Consider the following 14807-nt stretch of genomic DNA (forward strand, 5'->3'; position numbering starts at 1 on the left):
TGCGTCGCGGCAGTTTCGCTTGCTCTCGTCTCAGCTCCGTTCGGGCTGAGCTCGTCGAAGCCCACTCCTTCTTACCCACAGCAAGGGGAAAGAGAGGGCTTCGACAGGCTCAGCGAGAACGGTGACTGGTGGAGAGGAACTCCGAATTATTGCGCCGCATTGCCGACACCATTGTCCGCCGATGCCGCGCCATTCCCCGCCTCAGCCAGCAAGGCATTCGCCTCGTTGTCGAGCGGGGCGATGGCGGCGTCGACGCCGTTGGAGGCATCGCGCTCCAGCACGTCCGCCTTGTTCTCGAGCGAGCGCGAGAGATTGTCGGCCTTGGCCTGGAGGTTTTCGGGCTCGTCGCTGCAGGCCGAAAGGGGCAGGCAGGCGAGAAGGAGGAGAGAAAGGCGGCGGGTCATCGGGGGCTCCGTGCAATGGCGTGACGCCACTCTCAGCATTCCCCGTCGGCCGGCGCAATCACGCGTCGCGTGGGCCGACTTCGAGGATCTCGATCGCGTCGGCCCTTCCGCCGAAATCGGCCATGTCTCCGGGGCCGGCACCGATCAGGGCGCGGGCGAGCGGGGCCGAGAAGGAGATCAGGCCGGCGTGCGGATCCGCCTCGTCGTCGCCGACGATCTCGACCCTCTTGCGCTGACCGTTGAGGGTGAAGGTGACCCGCGAGCCGAAGGCAGCCTCGTCGGCCGGCGGCAGCGGGGCAAGCTGGGCGGTGGCAAGGCGGGTGCGCCAGTAGCGGAGCTCGCGCTGGGCGACGGCCAGCGCATCCTCGTCCAATTGCTGCTGTACCAAAGCTTCGCGCTCGGCGACTCTGGCCTCGATCTGGGCGAGGCCCCGGGCCGTGACGAGATTGGGTCCAGGCGGGAGCGGAAGCTCGAACTTCGGCTCCTTATGCTCCTCGTCGCTTTCCCGGCGGAAGGCTACGCTCATGGGGATCTCCATCGCCAGGAGCGGCGAAACCGGCCAGCGCTCTTCAGAAAAAGAAAGTGGGGAGCTTCTGTTGCCCGGTGCTCCCCGTACCGCTGGTTTCCACTTCTGTTGCCCGGCGTGGTCCCTGCCGCGCTAAGCTTTGTAACCTTATCCCGTGAGGGACTTAGTTACGCAGCGATCGCGAGTGCTTCGTTATCGTTGGCACTTGTGGTTTTGAGCCTTTAACGGGTTACTCAGCCCGAGCGAAAACAGCGTTTTTCAACACACGTCGATCCTAGTTCGGCCCCTTCAGCTAAGCCGCTCGGCCGACACGCTTCACGCGTGCTGGCCGATCGGCTCAAATGGTGGAGCCGCCGGGTACCGCCCCCGGGTCCGCTGCGCCTATGCGACGCTGCACTTTATCGCCATAGTCGGCCGAAGCCGACACGACCCATATAGACGCTTTCGCAGGGATTTAAAGGCCGCGCCCGTTGCGGAGGCGGTTCGAAGCCCCTACCTCCCCGTCCAATGAAAAGGGGATTGCCGAGATGAAGAAGTCTCTGATGAGTGCCTTCCTGCTGCCGGTCGCCGGGGTTTCGCTGGCGAGCTGCGGCGTCAATTCGGTTCCCACCGCCGAGGAAGAAGCCAAGGCCCGCTGGGCAGACGTGCAGACCGAGCTGCAACGGCGATCGGATCTGGTCCCCAATCTGGTTGCGACGGTGAAGGCAGCCGCCTCCCAGGAGCGCGACGTGCTGCGCGAGGTCACCGAGGCCCGTGCGAGTGCGAACCAGATCCAGGTCACCGGCGAGCAGCTCACCGATCCCCAGGCCATGGCCCGTCTTGCGGAAGCCCAGTCGCGCCTGACGATCTCGCTTCAGCGGCTTCAGGAAGCCTATCCCGAGCTCAAGACGAATCAGAATTTCCTCGGCCTCCAGGACCAGCTCGAAGGCACCGAGAACCGGATCGGCCGCCGTCGGGAACAGTATAACGAGGCGGTGCAGGCCTATAACACCCGCATCCGCACCTTCCCGGACGTGATCGGCGCGAAGGTCTTCTATGGTGCGAAGCCGATGGCGCCGTTCGAAGCCGCAGCCAGCGCACAGCAGGCTCCGAAGGTCGATTTCGGCGGCAATGCGAGCTGATCGGGAGGGTGACTGAACGCAGGTCAAGAAGCACCGAACGGCGGACCTGGACGGTTTCGAGCGGGTTATCAGCAACGATGGCCCGCATACTCACCTTCGCCTTTGCCCTGTTGATCGCAGCGCCGGCGCTCGCGCAGACAGTGCCGGCACTTACCGGCCGCGTGGTGGATCAGGCGGGGCTGCTGGACCCCGCCGAGGAGCAGGCCCTCAGCGCCAAGCTGGAGGCGCTGCAGCGGACGACGTCACGTCAATTGGTCGTCGTCACGATGCCGGATCTGCAAGGTTATCCGATCGAAGATGTCGGCTTCAAACTCGGCGAAACGTGGAAGCTGGGTGACAAGGAGGCCGACAACGGTGCTCTGCTGCTGGTCGCGGTTGCCGAACGGAAGATCAGGATCGAAGTCGGCGACGGCCTTGAGCCGATCCTGACCGATGCCTTTTCCGGGCGCGTGATTCGCAACGTCATCCGGCCCCACTTCCAGCAAGGCGATTACCCGGGCGGGATCACCGCGGGCGCTGACGCCCTTATCGCGCAGATGCAGGCGCCTCCGGAACAGGCGGAGCGAGCCGCGATCGAAGCGCAGCAGCAGCAGCAGAGCAGCACCGCATCCGGCGGAAGCGGCGGCGGCTCGATCCTGACCATGCTCTTCTGGGGCTTCATCCTGCTGTTCGTGATCCTGCCGATGTTTCGCGGCGGCAAGCGCGGGCGGCGTCATCGCCGTGGCGGCGGTGTCTTCGTCTGGGGCCCGGGTCTCGGCGGCGGGGGCTGGGGCGGCGGTGGCTCCTCGTGGGGCGGCGGCGGTTCGAGCTGGGGCGGTGGCGGCGGCTTTTCGGGCGGCGGCGGATCGTTCGGCGGCGGCGGCGCGTCGGGGGATTGGTGATGCTGAGACTGACCGAAGCGGAGCATGAAGCGGTTTCGGCCGCAGTCGCCAGCGCGGAGCGCGAGAGCGACGGCGAGATCGTCACGATCATCGCGCCGCGTTCGGACGCCTATCACGACGTCGGACTTCATTATGCCGTGCTGGCGATGCTGCTGGTGCCCGCCCTGCTCGCCTTTCTGCCGCAGGCCCTCGTCGACCGCGGCCTTGCTTTGGTGCTCGGCTGGAATGCCGAACTCGCTCGGCCGATGCTGATGCTGATCCTGTTCGTGCTGCTGGCGACGATCTTCCTGATCGTCCGCTTCGGCCTTGCCTGGATGCCGCTGCGCATGGCGCTGACCCCGTCGAGCACCAAGAACCGCCGGGTGCGCCGTCGCGCGCTCGAACTGTTCCGCGTCGCCGCCGAGCAGCGCACCAAGGGCCGCACCGGCGTGCTCCTCTACCTCTCGCTCCTCGAACACCGGGCCGAGCTGATCGCCGATCAGGCCATCCACAGCCAGGTCGAACCCGGTGTGTGGGGCGACGCGATGGCGGCGCTCGTCGACGAGGTGAAAGCCGGTCGTCCCGGCACCGGCATGACGGCTGCGGTCGAGCAGATCGGCATCGTGCTCGCCAAGCATCTGCCGCCGCTTCACGACAATCCCAATGAACTACCGGACAGGCTGATCGAATTGTGAGCGACAGAACCAAGGGTGAAGGCGAGATCGTCTGGCAGGGGCGATTCATAGCGGCGAAGAAGCAGGGCAAGTGGGAATATGTTTCCCGCACCCGCGACGTCACCGCAGCGGTGATCCTGGCGATCCACGAAGGCCAGGTGATCCTGGTCGAACAGCATCGGGTGCCGGTCGGCGGCCCCTGCATCGAGCTGCCGGCGGGCCTGGTCGGCGACGAGCAGGAAGGCGAGGCACTGGAAAGCGCCGCCGCGCGCGAGCTCGAGGAGGAAACGGGTTATCGTCCGGAGCGAGTCGTCTCGCTCGGCAAATTCTATGCCTCACCAGGCATGTCGGCGGAATATTTCACCCTGGTGCGGGCCGAGGGCCTGACCAAGGTCGGCGAAGGCGGCGGGGTGGAGGGCGAGGACATCATCGTCCATCACGTGCCGCTGGCCGATATCCCCGCCTTCCTCGAAGCCAAGCGCGCCGAAGGCTATGAGGTGGACGTCAAATTGCTGCTGCTGCTCGGGCCGACCCTGCTTCCGTCACTCGGCTGAGGCGATAGCGGGAGAGTCCGTGCTCCCGCCGCCTTCGATCTCTGTAGGACACGCCTTGCAAGCCCGGGATCAGCCGGTTGGGTGGCCGAGCTTCCGACACAAGGCGGTCGCCTTCTGGATGCGAGGATCCTTGGCGCCGAAATGGCGCCTGAGCTCTGGAATGCGGGCGCAGTTGGCGCGCGCCTTGCGGCTGCTTGCGGTCCGGACCGAACCGGCATCCGGTTCCCTGGCGGCTTCCATGACCGCGTCTTCCTGAGAGTAGATCCCCATGCCGGTCATATCCATGGCGCCGTCCTGAGCGGCCGCGGTCGAAGCGGCGATACCGAGCAGGGCGATCACAACGAGCCTTTTCATGGCACCTCCGATCACGCTCAACAGGCGAGCGCACGGGAGGTCAACACGGACGATCCGTGCCTGTTCCAAGCTTGTGCGCGCCGGCACTGGCGCCTGGCGGGAACAGGTCTCGGGCGGCCTCGCGGCCTCTATTCTTATTTGAAATTGTCGGCGTAGCTCTGGAGCTTGAGCTTGCGCTCGCTCGCCGGGACGAGATGATAGGGGATGGCGTTGCGCTCGGCATAGGCCTTGGCCGCATCAAGCGTCGGGAAGGTGAGCGTGACCTGCGACTGGGTATCGCCGCCGCCGCTCCAGCCGGTGGTCGGATCGGGCGTGTGCGGGCGATGCGATTCGAACTGCAGGATCCATTCGCCGGCGGTCGCCTTCCCGGACTGCATCGCATTCTTGGACCGCTGGAAGATTCGCGCCGCCATTCTCAATCACTCCTTCGTGTGCGCGCGTTGCCCAACAGCGAGACGCAAATCAACCTTTTCGCGTTCCCGCGCGCACTCAGGATCCCTTGCCGCCGATCCTCGCACTGGCCTTCTTGGTGCGCAGCGTCGGGTCGGCGGCTGCGGGGTCGTCAGGCCAGGGATGGCGCGGGTAGCGGCCGCGCATCTCCTTGGCCACCGCCGACCAGCTGCCGGCCCAGAAACCGGGCAGATCGCGGGTGGTCTGGATCGGCCGCCCCGCCGGCGAGGTCAGCGACAGCACCAGCGGCACCCGGCCGCCGCCGATGGCAGGGTGCTCGGACAGTCCGTAGAGCGCCTGGACTCGGGTGGTGACGGTCGGCCCCGCCTCCGCCTCATAGTCGATGGCGTGGCGGCTTCCCGCCGGAGTCTCGAAATCGTGCGGGGCGAGGCGGTCGACGATCTTGCGGCCCTCCCAGCCGAGCAGCGCATCGAGCGTCCCCGACAGCGCGGACGGATCGATGTCGGAGAGCCGCCGCCTGCCGGCGACGAGCAGCGGCAGCCAGTCGTCGAGCGTCGCGAGCAGCACCTCGTCAGAGAGATCGGCGAGCTCGGGCGCGTATCGCCGGGCGAACACCGCACGCTTGCGGAGCGAGCGGGCGCCGTCGCTCCACGGCAGCAGACCGAGGCCGTGGCTGCGCACCGCGTCGACGAGCGCGGCCGCGACCTCCTCGGGCAAGGCCTTGGCATTCTGGCCCTGGCTGAGGGTGACCGCGCCGAGGCGGCGCCCGTGCCGCGCCTGAACGGTACCGGTGGCGGGATCGAAGCGGATCTCGGCGCCGCTTTCGATGCGGTCCCCGAACAAGGCCATCACCGCATCCTCGGCGATCGCCGCGGCGGAGAGGATGCGGGCGCCGGCGGCGCTGCCGCTGACTTCGGCGACGGCGAGCCAGCTCTCCCTGGCAAGCGGCGAATGCGGATCGAGCCGGAAACCCCGGCCACCGACCGAGATCCATTCCTCGCCCGAGGCCGAGCGGCGCCTGGCGAGGCGATCGGGATAGGCAAGCGCGATGCAGGCGCCGACGACCTCGCCGCCCCCCTCCCCGCGTCCGCCGACGAGCTGTTGCCAGCGTCGGGCGAGGCCGCGCGCGGCCTCTGCGCGTTTGCCGCGTTCGCCCCGCCAGCGACGCAGGCGCAGCTCCAGATCGGCATCGTTGCCGCCCAGGCCGCGCTCGGACAGGAGGACCGCAATCTCCGCCGCCGTGCGGCTCCATCCCCGCGCATCGGCCTCGATCAGCATATGGGCGAGGCGCGGCGGCAGCGGCAGAGCGGCGATCGCCTTGCCGTGCGCGGTCGGGCGCCCCTCGGAGTCGATCGCGCCGAGCGAAGTCAGCCGCCGGCGCGCTTCGTCGACCGCGGCGGCGGGCGGCGCGTCGAGCCAGCGCAGTTCGCGCGGATCGCGCACACCCCACAGTCCGCAATCGAGCAGCAGCGACGAGAGATCGGCTTCCAGGATTTCGGGCGGATCGAAGCGCGGCAGGCCGGCGGTCGCCGCTTCCTCCCACAGGCGATAGACGATGCCCGGCGCCTGGCGGCCCGCACGGCCGGCGCGCTGGGCGACCGCGGTCTGACTGGCACGTTCGGTGACCAGGCGGGTAATGCCGGCCGCCCGATCGTAGCGCGGCCGGCGCGCAAGGCCGCTGTCGACGACGATCCGCACGCCGTCCAGCGTCAGGCTGGTCTCGGCAATGGAGGTCGCGAGCACGATCTTGCGGCGACCGGGCGGCGCCGCGGCGATGGCGGCACGCTGCGCCGCCGGCTCGAGGCTGCCGTGCAGGCGGTGAAGATCGGTGTCGGCCGGGAGCTGGTCCTCGAGCCGCTCCGCGGTGCGCTCGATCTCGCCGACGCCGGGCAGGAAGGCGAGCAGGCTGCCCTCGGCTTCGGCGAGCGCGCGCCGGATCGCCGGCGCCATCTCGTCCTCGATCCGCCGCTCGGCCGCCCGGCCGAGATAGATGTGCGAGAGGGGATGGCTGCGGCCTTCGCTGTGGATGACCGGCGCGGCCGCGCCGTCCGCCGCCATCAACCCTGCGAAGCGCTCACCGTCCAGGGTTGCCGACATCGCGACGATGCGCAAATCCGGCCGCAATGCCGCCTGGGCATCCAGGGCGAGGGCTAAGCCGAAGTCGCTGTCGAGACTGCGCTCATGGACTTCGTCGAACAGGACGGCGGAAATGCCGATCAGCTCCGGGTCGGACTGGATGCGGTTCCGAAAGATGCCCTCGGTCAGTACGGTGACCCGCGTCCGTGTGGATCGCCTGGTATCGAGGCGGGTCGCATAGCCGATCGTCTCGCCGACCCGTTCCCCGGCAAGCTCCGCCATCCGCTCCGCCGCCGCGCGCGCAGCGAGGCGGCGGGGCGACAGCACCAGCACTTCGCCCGCACACCAGGGCTCCCGGAGCAGAACCGGCGCCACCGCCGTAGTCTTGCCCGCGCCCGGTGGGGCGACGAGCACCGCGTTCGCCCCGCCGCGCAGCGCGGCGAGAAGATCGGGCAGGACGGCGTGGATCGGGAGGGTCACGCCCTTCCTCAGCCAGAAGCCGCGCGAGAGGGAAAGAGGATTCGTGAGGAGGGCGGAAATGCGAGCAACTTCCGGGGCGCCGCGCGGGTCTCGCAACCCCCTCCACCGCGCTTCGCGCGGTTCCCCTCCCCGCGTGCGGGGAGGATCTAGCGGCGGCCCTGCAGCGGGCTGGTCCGGGCTTCGACGGTGCCGCCTTCGGGCAGCTTGACCTCGGCAGCCTTGACCGGCTCGGGGGGCGCACCACCGGCGACGCATTGGGCGACGACGACCGGGTAATCGACATCGGTTTGGCCCGGCAGCACCGCATCGGTCGCCTGGCTGCACGCGGCCTGACTCTCGTAATGCGTGTCGAGCGTCCGCACCTGCTGGCAGGCGGTGTCGCTTTCGCCGCAGCCGAGGATCGCGATGATGAAGTAAGCCGGTCCCATGGTCGATAAAACCATCGGCGGATAAGCGCGTTCCAAACGTTACACGTGCGTTCCGCAGGCCTGTCCTTGGTTGAGACAGCTGCACTTCCTACTTAGGGCCTGCATGCGTCCACTCGAAAACCCAGACACGTCTCCGAAGGCCGGCTGGTCGGCACTTCGACGCTTCCTGCCTTATCTGTGGCCGGCCGGCGAACCCGCGCTCAAGACTCGCGTGGTCATCGCCGTGCTGCTGGTGCTCGTCGCCAAGGGTGCGACCCTGGTGATGCCGTTCGCCTACAAGGCGGCGATCGACCGGATGTCGGGCCCTGTCCAGGCCGGCGCCGGCCTCGCCATCGCTCTGGTCGTCGCTTATGCCGGCGCCCGCTTCGCCGGCGTGCTGTTCGACAATCTGCGCAACGCGATCTTCGAGCGGGTCGGCCAGGATGCGGCGCGGCGCCTCGCCGAGACGGTGTTCCGCCACGTCCACCGCCTGTCGCTGCGCTTCCACCTGGAGCGGCGCACCGGCGCACTCACCAAGATCGTCGAGCGCGGCACCAAGAGCATCGACATGATGCTCTATTTCCTGCTGTTCAACATAGCCCCGACGATCATCGAACTGATCGCCATCTGCATCATCTTCGGAGTGAAGTTCGGGCCGGGGCTGGTCGTCGCGACCCTGGTGATGGTGGTCGCCTACATCACCTTCACGCGCGTGGTGACCGAATGGCGCAGCAAGCTGCAGCGCCAGATGAACGAGGTCGACAATCAGGCGATCGCACGCGCGGTCGATTCGCTGCTCAATTACGAGACGGTCAAATATTTCGGCGCCGAGGAACGCGAGGCGCGGCGCTACGGCGACGCGATGCGCGCCTTTGCCGGCGCGGCGGTGAAGAACGAGACCTCGCTCGCCTGGCTCAACATCGGCCAGTCGCTGATCACCAATCTGATGATGGCCGGTGCGATGGCCTACACCGTCTGGGGCTGGAGCCGCGGCAGCTTCACCACTGGCGACGTGGTGTTCGTCAACACTTTCCTTGCCCAGCTCTTCCGGCCGCTCGACATGCTCGGGTGGGTCTATCGCACGATCCGGCAGGGGCTGATCGACATGGAGGCGATGTTCGGGATCGTCGACACGCCGGAGGAAGTGCGCGACGTCGACGGCGCCCCCGCGCTCCAGGTTGGCGCCGGCAGCGTCCGCTTCGAGAACGTGCATTTCGGTTACGATGCCGATCGCGAGATCCTGAAGGGCATTGATCTCGAGGTGAAACCCGGAACGATGGTGGCCGTGGTCGGTCCCTCCGGCGCCGGCAAATCGACCCTGTCGCGTCTGCTGTTCCGCTTCTACGAGCCGACCTCCGGGCGGATCCTGATCGATGGTCAGGATATCCGCCAGGTCACCCAGGCGAGCCTGCGCCAGGCGCTCGGCATCGTGCCGCAGGACAGCGTGCTGTTCAACGACACGATCGGCTACAATATCGGCTACGGGCGCGACGGTGCCGATCAGGCCGAGATCGAAGGGGCGGCCAAGGGCGCGGCGATCCACGATTTCATCGCCAGCCTGCCGCAGGGCTATGAGGCGCAGGTCGGCGAGCGCGGCCTCAAACTCTCCGGCGGCGAGAAGCAGAGGGTGGCGATCGCCCGCACCCTGCTCAAGAACCCGCCGATCCTGATCTTTGACGAGGCGACCAGTGCGCTCGACAGCCGCACCGAGGCCGCCATCCAGGAGACACTTCGCTCGGTCGCGGCGCGCCGGACTTCGATCGTTATCGCCCACCGGCTGTCGACGGTGATCGACGCCGATCAGATCGTGGTGCTCAACGAGGGCCGGGTCGCCGAACGCGGCACCCACGCCGAACTGCTGCGGCGGAACGGGCTCTATGCCGAGATGTGGACCCGGCAGCAGACGGAGCGCGAAGACGCCGAAGCGGAAGCCGCCGAATAGGGATTTTCCGGCGCAATCGCGGCGCTACAAGCGGCGGCATCGACACAAGAGGGGGTTCGAGCATGAGAATGACGTGGTTGGCGCTTGGCGGCGCCGCGATCGCGGCCACGGCGGCGCTTGCGCAGGGCATGGAGGAACAGCCCGCGCCGCAGCACGATACCGCCTGGCACAACGCTCAGATGCTCTATCTGGCCGGACTGAAACCCGCCGATGGCTGGCTGAACGGCCCCGGCGGCATGCGCTACCGCAAGGTCAAATCGGGGCAGCCTGGCGCGCCGCACCCGGCGCCCACCGACGTCGTCACCATTCATTATGCGGGTCGGCTGATCGACGGCAGCGAGTTCGACAGCTCGATCGCGCGCGGCGAACCGGCGACCTTCCCGCTGCCCCGGCTGATCAAGGGCTGGCAGCTCGGCGTGCCGCTGATGGCGGTGGGCGACACGTTCGAATTCGCGCTGCCGCAAAGCCTTGCCTACGGCCCGGAGGGCAAGGGGCCGATCCCGGGCGGCGCCACCTTGCTGTTCACGATCGAACTGATCGCGATTCCGGGCGCGGAAGGGTAACAAAGGCGGCGGAAGCGGGGTGACGCCACGCCCCGTTCGCGCTACCCCCCGGACATGCGGCAACCCGGCGAAATCCTCCACGATGTCTTTGGCTTCGGCGCGTTCCGGGGCGTTCAGGAGGACGTGATCGGGCGGGTGATGGCGGGCCGGCACAGCCTTGCCGTGATGCCCACCGGCGCCGGCAAATCGCTATGCTACCAGGTGCCGGCGCTCGCGCGGGAGGGAACCGCAATCGTCATCTCGCCGCTGATCGCGCTGATGCACGATCAGATCCGGTCGGCCGAGAGCTTCGGCATCCACGCCGCCTCTCTCACCTCGGCCGACGGCGACGAAGCGCGGCAGGACACGCTGCGGCGCTTCAAGGGTGGCGAGCTCGACCTGCTCTACGTCGCACCGGAGCGGGCGAGCAGCGGCCACTTCCACGAACTGGTCGGCCGGGCCAAGCTCTCGCTGGTTGCCGTCGACGAGGCGCATTGCGTGTCCGAATGGGGCCATGATTTCCGGCCCGATTACCGGCTGCTGCGGCCGCTGCTCGACAGCCTGGGCGATGTTCCACGGCTGGCGCTGACCGCCACCGCCGACCGCCAGACCCGTGCCGACATCCTCGTTCAGCTCGGCATCCCCGAAGACGGGCTGATCGTCGCCGGCTTCGATCGCCCCAACATCCGCTACCATGTCCGTCCGCGCGATGGCGTCACCAGCCAGCTCAAGGCTTTGCTCGCCGAGCAGGAAGGGGCCGGCATCGTCTACGTCTCTAGCCGCGACAAAGCCGAGAAGCTCGCCGAGCAGCTGGCGCAGGGCGGCCGCCGGCGCGTGCTGCCTTACCATGCCGGCCTCGATCCGCAGGTGCGCGCCCGCAACCAGGCGGCGTTCGTCGCCAGCGAGGACATGGTGATGGTGGCGACGATCGCCTTCGGCATGGGCATCGACAAGCCGGACGTGCGCTTCGTCGCCCATGCCGGAATCCCGAAGTCGATCGAGGCTTATTATCAGGAAACCGGCCGTGCAGGCCGCGACGGCGATCCCGCCGAGGCCTGGATGTTCTGGGGCGCCGAGGACTTCCTGCGCGCCCGGCGCAGAATCGAGACCGAAGTGCCCGATGATCGCCGCGGCGGCGAGCGTCAGCGGCTGAATTCGCTCGCCGCTCTGGTCGAAGCGGCCGAGTGCCGGCGCGCGATCCTGCTGCAGCATTTCGGCGAGCATCCGCCGGCGCGGTGCGGGAATTGCGACAATTGCCTGACGCCGCCGACCACGGTCGACGCCACCGAGCCGGCGCGCAAATTGCTATCCGCCGCATTCCGAACCGAGATGCGGTTCGGGATCCAGCATCTCACCGACGTGCTCGCCGGGCGCGAGACCGAGAAGGTGCTGAGCTTCGGCCACAACCGCCTGTCGGTATTCGGCATCGCCGACGAGGACGAGCTGGCGCTGATGAAGCCGCTTGCCCGTGCGTTGATGGCGCGCGATGCACTGCGCGCCGACGATTTCGGGGGCCTCTCCTTCGGTCCCGGCGCGCGGCCGGTACTGAAAGGCGAAGAGGAAGTGCGGATCGTGCTGCCGCCGAAGAAGGCGCGGCGGCGCCGCGGCGGCGGCGATGCGGTCGATCATGCGCACGACCCGCTGTTCGACGCGCTGCGCGCCCGGCGGCGCGAGCTCGCCATGGAAGCGGGCGTGCCGCCCTACGTCATCTTCCACGACAGCACGCTCCGCGAAATGGCGGGGCTGCGGCCGAACACGCTACACGGCCTCTCGCAAGTCTCCGGCGTCGGCGCCGCCAAGCTCGAACGCTATGGCGACGCCTTCGTCGAGGTCATCCGGCAGCATGAAGGCGTTTCCGCATGATAAGGCAGATCGACGAATCGATGATGGTGAGCGGCCAGCTCTATCCGGAGCGGCTGGGGGATCTCGGGGTCGCCATGGTGATCAACAATCGACCCGACCGCGAAGAGCCGGGCCAGCCGTCCTCGGCCGAGATCGAAGCCGCCGCGGCGGCGGCGGGCATCGCCTATCACCATATCCCGATCGCCGGCGGATTTTCGGACGCGCAGGTGCAGGAGATGCAGGACGCCCTCTCAGCCGCGGAGGGTCCGACGCTCGCCTTCTGCAAATCGGGGACTCGTTCCATCTATCTGTGGGCCCTAGCCCGCGCACGCATGGGCGACGATGCCGACGCCCTGCTCGCCAAGGGCGCAGCGGCCGGCTACGATCTGACGCCGATCCGCGGGTATCTGGCTTAAGAGCGGCTCAGAGGCCCTCCGCCAGCACACTCCGGGCGTGTTCGAGATCCTCGTCGAGGACCATCAGACGGATCGGGATCAGGCCACCAAAGGCTTCCCAGCTCATCTCGGTGTCGAACAGCACCGCCTCGATGCCGGCGGCATCGAGCACGGAACGCGCGAGACCGGCTTCGAAACTGTTCGAGAATCGCGCCGCCTCGACCAGCATCAGGCCGCGCGGCGCCTCACCAGGGGACGACCTCGCCGGCGGCGACCTCTTCCGGCCGCGGCGTGCGGCCAAGGATGGCGTTGCGGTGGGGGAAGCGGCCGAAGTGTTCGATGATATCAAAGTGGAGCTTGGCGAACCGAAGCTGCTCCTCCTTGCCCAGCGCCGTGAACAGCAGCACCGAGCGCTGCTGATCCTCCAGATCCTCCGAATGTTCGAACGGAAGGTAGAGGAAGATTCGCGCGTCTTCGCTCATGCGGTCGTCATAGCCGCGGTCGATTGCTCCGCGGGCAATTTGCAGCGCCAGCAGATCGGTCGAGAATTGGTCGGCGTGGCCGCGGAACATGTTGCGCGGGAATTGATCGAACAGCAGCACGGCGGCGAGCGCATCGTCCGCCGAGCCGAGGAAGGCGCTGGCGGGCAACTGCCTTTTCTCTTCCCACAGCGTGCCGAACCTCCCGGCAATCTCGCCGTCCAGGCTGGTATCGCGCCACCATTGCTCCGGCCGCAACGCGAACCAGTAGCTGCGGACCTCCTCCGCCCAGCCCATCAGGCGGCGGTGCCGCCGACGGTGAGCCCCGCGACCAGGAGGGTCGGCTGGCCGACGCCGGCCGGCACCGACTGGCCGCCCTTGCCGCAGATGCCGATGCCCTCGTCGAGCGCCATGTCGTTGCCGATTGCCGCGACCTTGGTGAGCACGGTCGGGCCATCGCCGATCAGGGTCGCGCCCTTGATCGGCGCGCCGATCCGGCCATTCTCGATCCTGTAGGCTTCGGTGCAGGAGAAGACGAACTTGCCCGAGGTGATGTCGACCTGGCCACCGCCGAAGCTCTTGGCATAGATGCCGTTCTTCGCACGGGCGAGGATCTCGCCCGGATCCTCCTTGCCCCCGAGCATGAATGTGTTGGTCATCCGAGGCATCGGCGCGTGGGCGAAGCTTTCGCGGCGGCCATTGCCGGTGGGCGCGACACCCATCAGACGGGCGTTGAGCCGGTCCTGGATATAGCCCTTGAGGATGCCGTCCTCAATGAGGGTCGTGCACTGGGTCGGCGTACCTTCGTCGTCGATCGACAGCGAGCCGCGGCGATTGGCGATCGAGCCGTCGTCGACCACGGTGACTCCGGGGGCAGCGACGCGGTCGCCGATCCGGCCGGAGAAAGCCGAGGTGCCCTTGCGGTTGAAGTCACCCTCGAGGCCGTGACCGATCGCCTCGTGGAGCAGCACGCCGGGCCAGCCGGGGCCGAGCACGACGGTCATCTCGCCCGCCGGCGCATCGACCGACTCGAGGTTGACCAGCGCCTGGGCAAGAGCGACGTCGATCACCCGGTTCCAGGTCGCCTCTTCGAACAGGCTGTCATAAAGATAGCGGCCGCCGATGCCGTGATAGCCGGTCTCGCGCCGACCGTTCTGCTCGACGACGATCTGGACGTTGAGCCGGACCAGCGGGCGCACGTCGTGCGCGACGAAGCCGTCGGCACGGACGATCTCGACCACCGACCATGAGCCGGACAGGGACACGGAAACTTGGGCGATGCGCGGATCACGGGCACGGGCGGCGGAGTCGATCTGCTGGCAGAGCGCAACCTTCCGGGCGAACGGGATCAGGCTCAGCGGATCCGAGTCCGTGTAGAGCGTCGCATTAGTCCGCCGGGGCGCCGCGGGACGCGCGCCGTTGGCCGGATCGAGCACGGCCATCGTCTCGGCGGCACGGCGAATCGCGGCTTCCGATAGCTCGTTGGCGTGCGCGAAGGCAGTCGTCTCGCCCGACACGCCCCGCAGGCCAAAACCGGCGTGGGTGTTGAAGTCGGCGGTCTTCAGCCGTCCGTCGTCGAAGCCGAAACTCTCCGACGCGGTATATTGGAGATAAAGTTCGCCGTCGTCACAGCGGGTCAGCGCATCGGCGGTGAGGCGGAGGGCTGAGTCGGGGGTGAGCGCATCCCGATAGAGGAAGCGGCGCGGATCGGCTGTTGTCATGATCGGGATATAGGAGCCC

Annotated in this window: 17 protein-coding genes and 1 other RNA gene; 8 read left to right on the plus strand and 10 right to left on the minus strand. The window is 67.8% G+C overall.

All coding sequences use genetic code 11. The annotated features are described in order from the left end of the window. Positions 1-146 precede the first annotated feature (146 nt). From ETR14_RS10035 to ssrA, 3 genes are all read right to left on the minus strand, one after another. Complete coding sequence (locus ETR14_RS10035; RefSeq protein ID WP_129384476.1) at positions 147-404, minus strand: hypothetical protein; 258 nt, start codon at positions 402-404, stop codon at positions 147-149. A 58-nt stretch (positions 405-462) separates the two neighbouring features. Then, complete coding sequence (locus ETR14_RS10040) at positions 463-930, minus strand: GreA/GreB family elongation factor (protein WP_129384477.1); 468 nt, start codon at positions 928-930, stop codon at positions 463-465. Positions 931-985: 55 nt separating this feature from the next. Then, positions 986-1393, minus strand: a transfer-messenger RNA (tmRNA) gene (gene ssrA / locus ETR14_RS10045). Positions 1394-1457: 64 nt separating this feature from the next. On the opposite strand from ssrA, the gene ETR14_RS10050 reads away from it, so the two are divergent. From ETR14_RS10050 to ETR14_RS10065, 4 genes are all read left to right on the plus strand, one after another. Next, complete coding sequence (locus ETR14_RS10050) at positions 1458-2051, plus strand: LemA family protein (RefSeq protein ID WP_129384478.1); 594 nt, start codon at positions 1458-1460, stop codon at positions 2049-2051. Positions 2052-2128: 77 nt separating this feature from the next. Continuing rightward, positions 2129-2932, plus strand: a complete 804-nt coding sequence (locus tag ETR14_RS10055) for a YgcG family protein (RefSeq protein WP_129384479.1) — start codon at positions 2129-2131, stop codon at positions 2930-2932. Further along, on the plus strand, positions 2929-3606 hold the full coding sequence (locus tag ETR14_RS10060) for a TPM domain-containing protein (RefSeq protein ID WP_129384480.1): 678 nt from the start codon (positions 2929-2931) through the stop codon (positions 3604-3606). Before ETR14_RS10055 ends, ETR14_RS10060 begins: the two co-directional genes overlap by 4 nt. After that, a complete protein-coding gene (locus tag ETR14_RS10065) occupies positions 3603-4139 on the plus strand; it encodes an NUDIX hydrolase (protein ID WP_129384481.1) in 537 nt (178 codons plus the stop codon). The genes ETR14_RS10060 and ETR14_RS10065 overlap by 4 nt, the downstream gene beginning before the upstream one ends. Before the next feature lie 69 nt (positions 4140-4208). Here ETR14_RS10065 and ETR14_RS10070 read toward each other — a convergent pair whose 3' ends face one another. The 4 genes from ETR14_RS10070 to ETR14_RS10085 form a co-directional block, all read right to left on the minus strand. Next, positions 4209-4493 carry a hypothetical protein gene (locus tag ETR14_RS10070; protein WP_129384482.1) on the minus strand — a complete coding sequence of 95 codons (285 nt, stop codon included), beginning with the start codon at positions 4491-4493 and terminating at the stop codon, positions 4209-4211. A 134-nt stretch (positions 4494-4627) separates the two neighbouring features. After that, positions 4628-4906, minus strand: coding sequence for an ETC complex I subunit (locus ETR14_RS10075; protein ID WP_129384483.1), 279 nt, complete (start codon positions 4904-4906; stop codon positions 4628-4630). Between the two features lie 76 nt (positions 4907-4982). Beyond that, a complete protein-coding gene (gene hrpB, locus ETR14_RS10080) occupies positions 4983-7460 on the minus strand; it encodes an ATP-dependent helicase HrpB (RefSeq protein ID WP_243455844.1) in 2478 nt (825 codons plus the stop codon). A gap of 146 nt (positions 7461-7606) precedes the next feature. Continuing rightward, on the minus strand, positions 7607-7888 hold the full coding sequence (locus tag ETR14_RS10085; RefSeq protein ID WP_129384485.1) for a hypothetical protein: 282 nt from the start codon (positions 7886-7888) through the stop codon (positions 7607-7609). 103 nt (positions 7889-7991) lie between these two features. Here ETR14_RS10085 and ETR14_RS10090 point away from each other — a divergent pair, with 103 nt between their 5' ends. From ETR14_RS10090 to ETR14_RS10105, 4 genes are all read left to right on the plus strand, one after another. Then, positions 7992-9809 carry an ABC transporter ATP-binding protein/permease gene (locus ETR14_RS10090; RefSeq protein WP_129384486.1) on the plus strand — a complete coding sequence of 606 codons (1818 nt, stop codon included), beginning with the start codon at positions 7992-7994 and terminating at the stop codon, positions 9807-9809. A gap of 68 nt (positions 9810-9877) precedes the next feature. Next, positions 9878-10372, plus strand: coding sequence for an FKBP-type peptidyl-prolyl cis-trans isomerase (locus ETR14_RS10095; RefSeq protein WP_243455845.1), 495 nt, complete (start codon positions 9878-9880; stop codon positions 10370-10372). A gap of 54 nt (positions 10373-10426) precedes the next feature. Beyond that, on the plus strand, positions 10427-12214 hold the full coding sequence (gene recQ / locus ETR14_RS10100; RefSeq protein WP_129384488.1) for a DNA helicase RecQ: 1788 nt from the start codon (positions 10427-10429) through the stop codon (positions 12212-12214). After that, the gene (locus ETR14_RS10105; RefSeq protein ID WP_129384489.1) at positions 12211-12609 is read left to right on the plus strand and encodes a TIGR01244 family sulfur transferase; all 399 of its coding nucleotides are present in this window, start codon (positions 12211-12213) and stop codon (positions 12607-12609) included. Before recQ ends, ETR14_RS10105 begins: the two co-directional genes overlap by 4 nt. Before the next feature lie 7 nt (positions 12610-12616). Here ETR14_RS10105 and ETR14_RS10110 read toward each other — a convergent pair whose 3' ends face one another. From ETR14_RS10110 to tldD, 3 genes are read right to left on the minus strand one after another with little or no spacing between them, the layout of a single operon-like run. Then, positions 12617-12817: a DUF2007 domain-containing protein gene (locus tag ETR14_RS10110; protein ID WP_129384490.1), complete on the minus strand. Its 201-nt coding sequence runs from the start codon at positions 12815-12817 to the stop codon at positions 12617-12619. 16 nt (positions 12818-12833) lie between these two features. Further along, complete coding sequence (locus ETR14_RS10115) at positions 12834-13364, minus strand: DUF924 family protein (RefSeq protein WP_129384491.1); 531 nt, start codon at positions 13362-13364, stop codon at positions 12834-12836. After that, on the minus strand, positions 13364-14788 hold the full coding sequence (gene tldD / locus ETR14_RS10120) for a metalloprotease TldD (protein WP_371416779.1): 1425 nt from the start codon (positions 14786-14788) through the stop codon (positions 13364-13366). Before tldD ends, ETR14_RS10115 begins: the two co-directional genes overlap by 1 nt. Positions 14789-14807: the final 19 nt, after the last annotated feature.

It is taken from the genome of Sphingosinicella sp. BN140058, from assembly GCF_004135585.1.
Taxonomy (GTDB): Bacteria; Pseudomonadota; Alphaproteobacteria; order Sphingomonadales; family Sphingomonadaceae; genus Allosphingosinicella.

Bases quoted from the DNA above. Each gene is read 5' to 3' on its own strand.
- ETR14_RS10035 (WP_129384476.1), bottom strand. From the start codon at position 404: ATGACCCGCCGCCTTTCTCTCCTCCTTCTCGCCTGCCTGCCCCTTTCG.
- ETR14_RS10040 (WP_129384477.1), bottom strand. From the start codon at position 930: ATGAGCGTAGCCTTCCGCCGGGAAAGCGACGAGGAGCATAAGGAGCCG.
- ETR14_RS10050 (WP_129384478.1), top strand. From the start codon at position 1,458: ATGAAGAAGTCTCTGATGAGTGCCTTCCTGCTGCCGGTCGCCGGGGTT.
- ETR14_RS10055 (WP_129384479.1), top strand. From the start codon at position 2,129: ATGGCCCGCATACTCACCTTCGCCTTTGCCCTGTTGATCGCAGCGCCG.
- ETR14_RS10070 (WP_129384482.1), bottom strand. From the start codon at position 4,493: ATGAAAAGGCTCGTTGTGATCGCCCTGCTCGGTATCGCCGCTTCGACC.
- ETR14_RS10075 (WP_129384483.1), bottom strand. From the start codon at position 4,906: ATGGCGGCGCGAATCTTCCAGCGGTCCAAGAATGCGATGCAGTCCGGG.
- ETR14_RS10085 (WP_129384485.1), bottom strand. From the start codon at position 7,888: ATGGGACCGGCTTACTTCATCATCGCGATCCTCGGCTGCGGCGAAAGC.
- ETR14_RS10090 (WP_129384486.1), top strand. From the start codon at position 7,992: ATGCGTCCACTCGAAAACCCAGACACGTCTCCGAAGGCCGGCTGGTCG.
- ETR14_RS10095 (WP_243455845.1), top strand. From the start codon at position 9,878: ATGACGTGGTTGGCGCTTGGCGGCGCCGCGATCGCGGCCACGGCGGCG.
- recQ (WP_129384488.1), top strand. From the start codon at position 10,427: ATGCGGCAACCCGGCGAAATCCTCCACGATGTCTTTGGCTTCGGCGCG.
- ETR14_RS10105 (WP_129384489.1), top strand. From the start codon at position 12,211: ATGATAAGGCAGATCGACGAATCGATGATGGTGAGCGGCCAGCTCTAT.
- ETR14_RS10110 (WP_129384490.1), bottom strand. From the start codon at position 12,817: ATGCTGGTCGAGGCGGCGCGATTCTCGAACAGTTTCGAAGCCGGTCTC.
- ETR14_RS10115 (WP_129384491.1), bottom strand. From the start codon at position 13,364: ATGGGCTGGGCGGAGGAGGTCCGCAGCTACTGGTTCGCGTTGCGGCCG.
- tldD (WP_371416779.1), bottom strand. From the start codon at position 14,788: ATGACAACAGCCGATCCGCGCCGCTTCCTCTATCGGGATGCGCTCACC.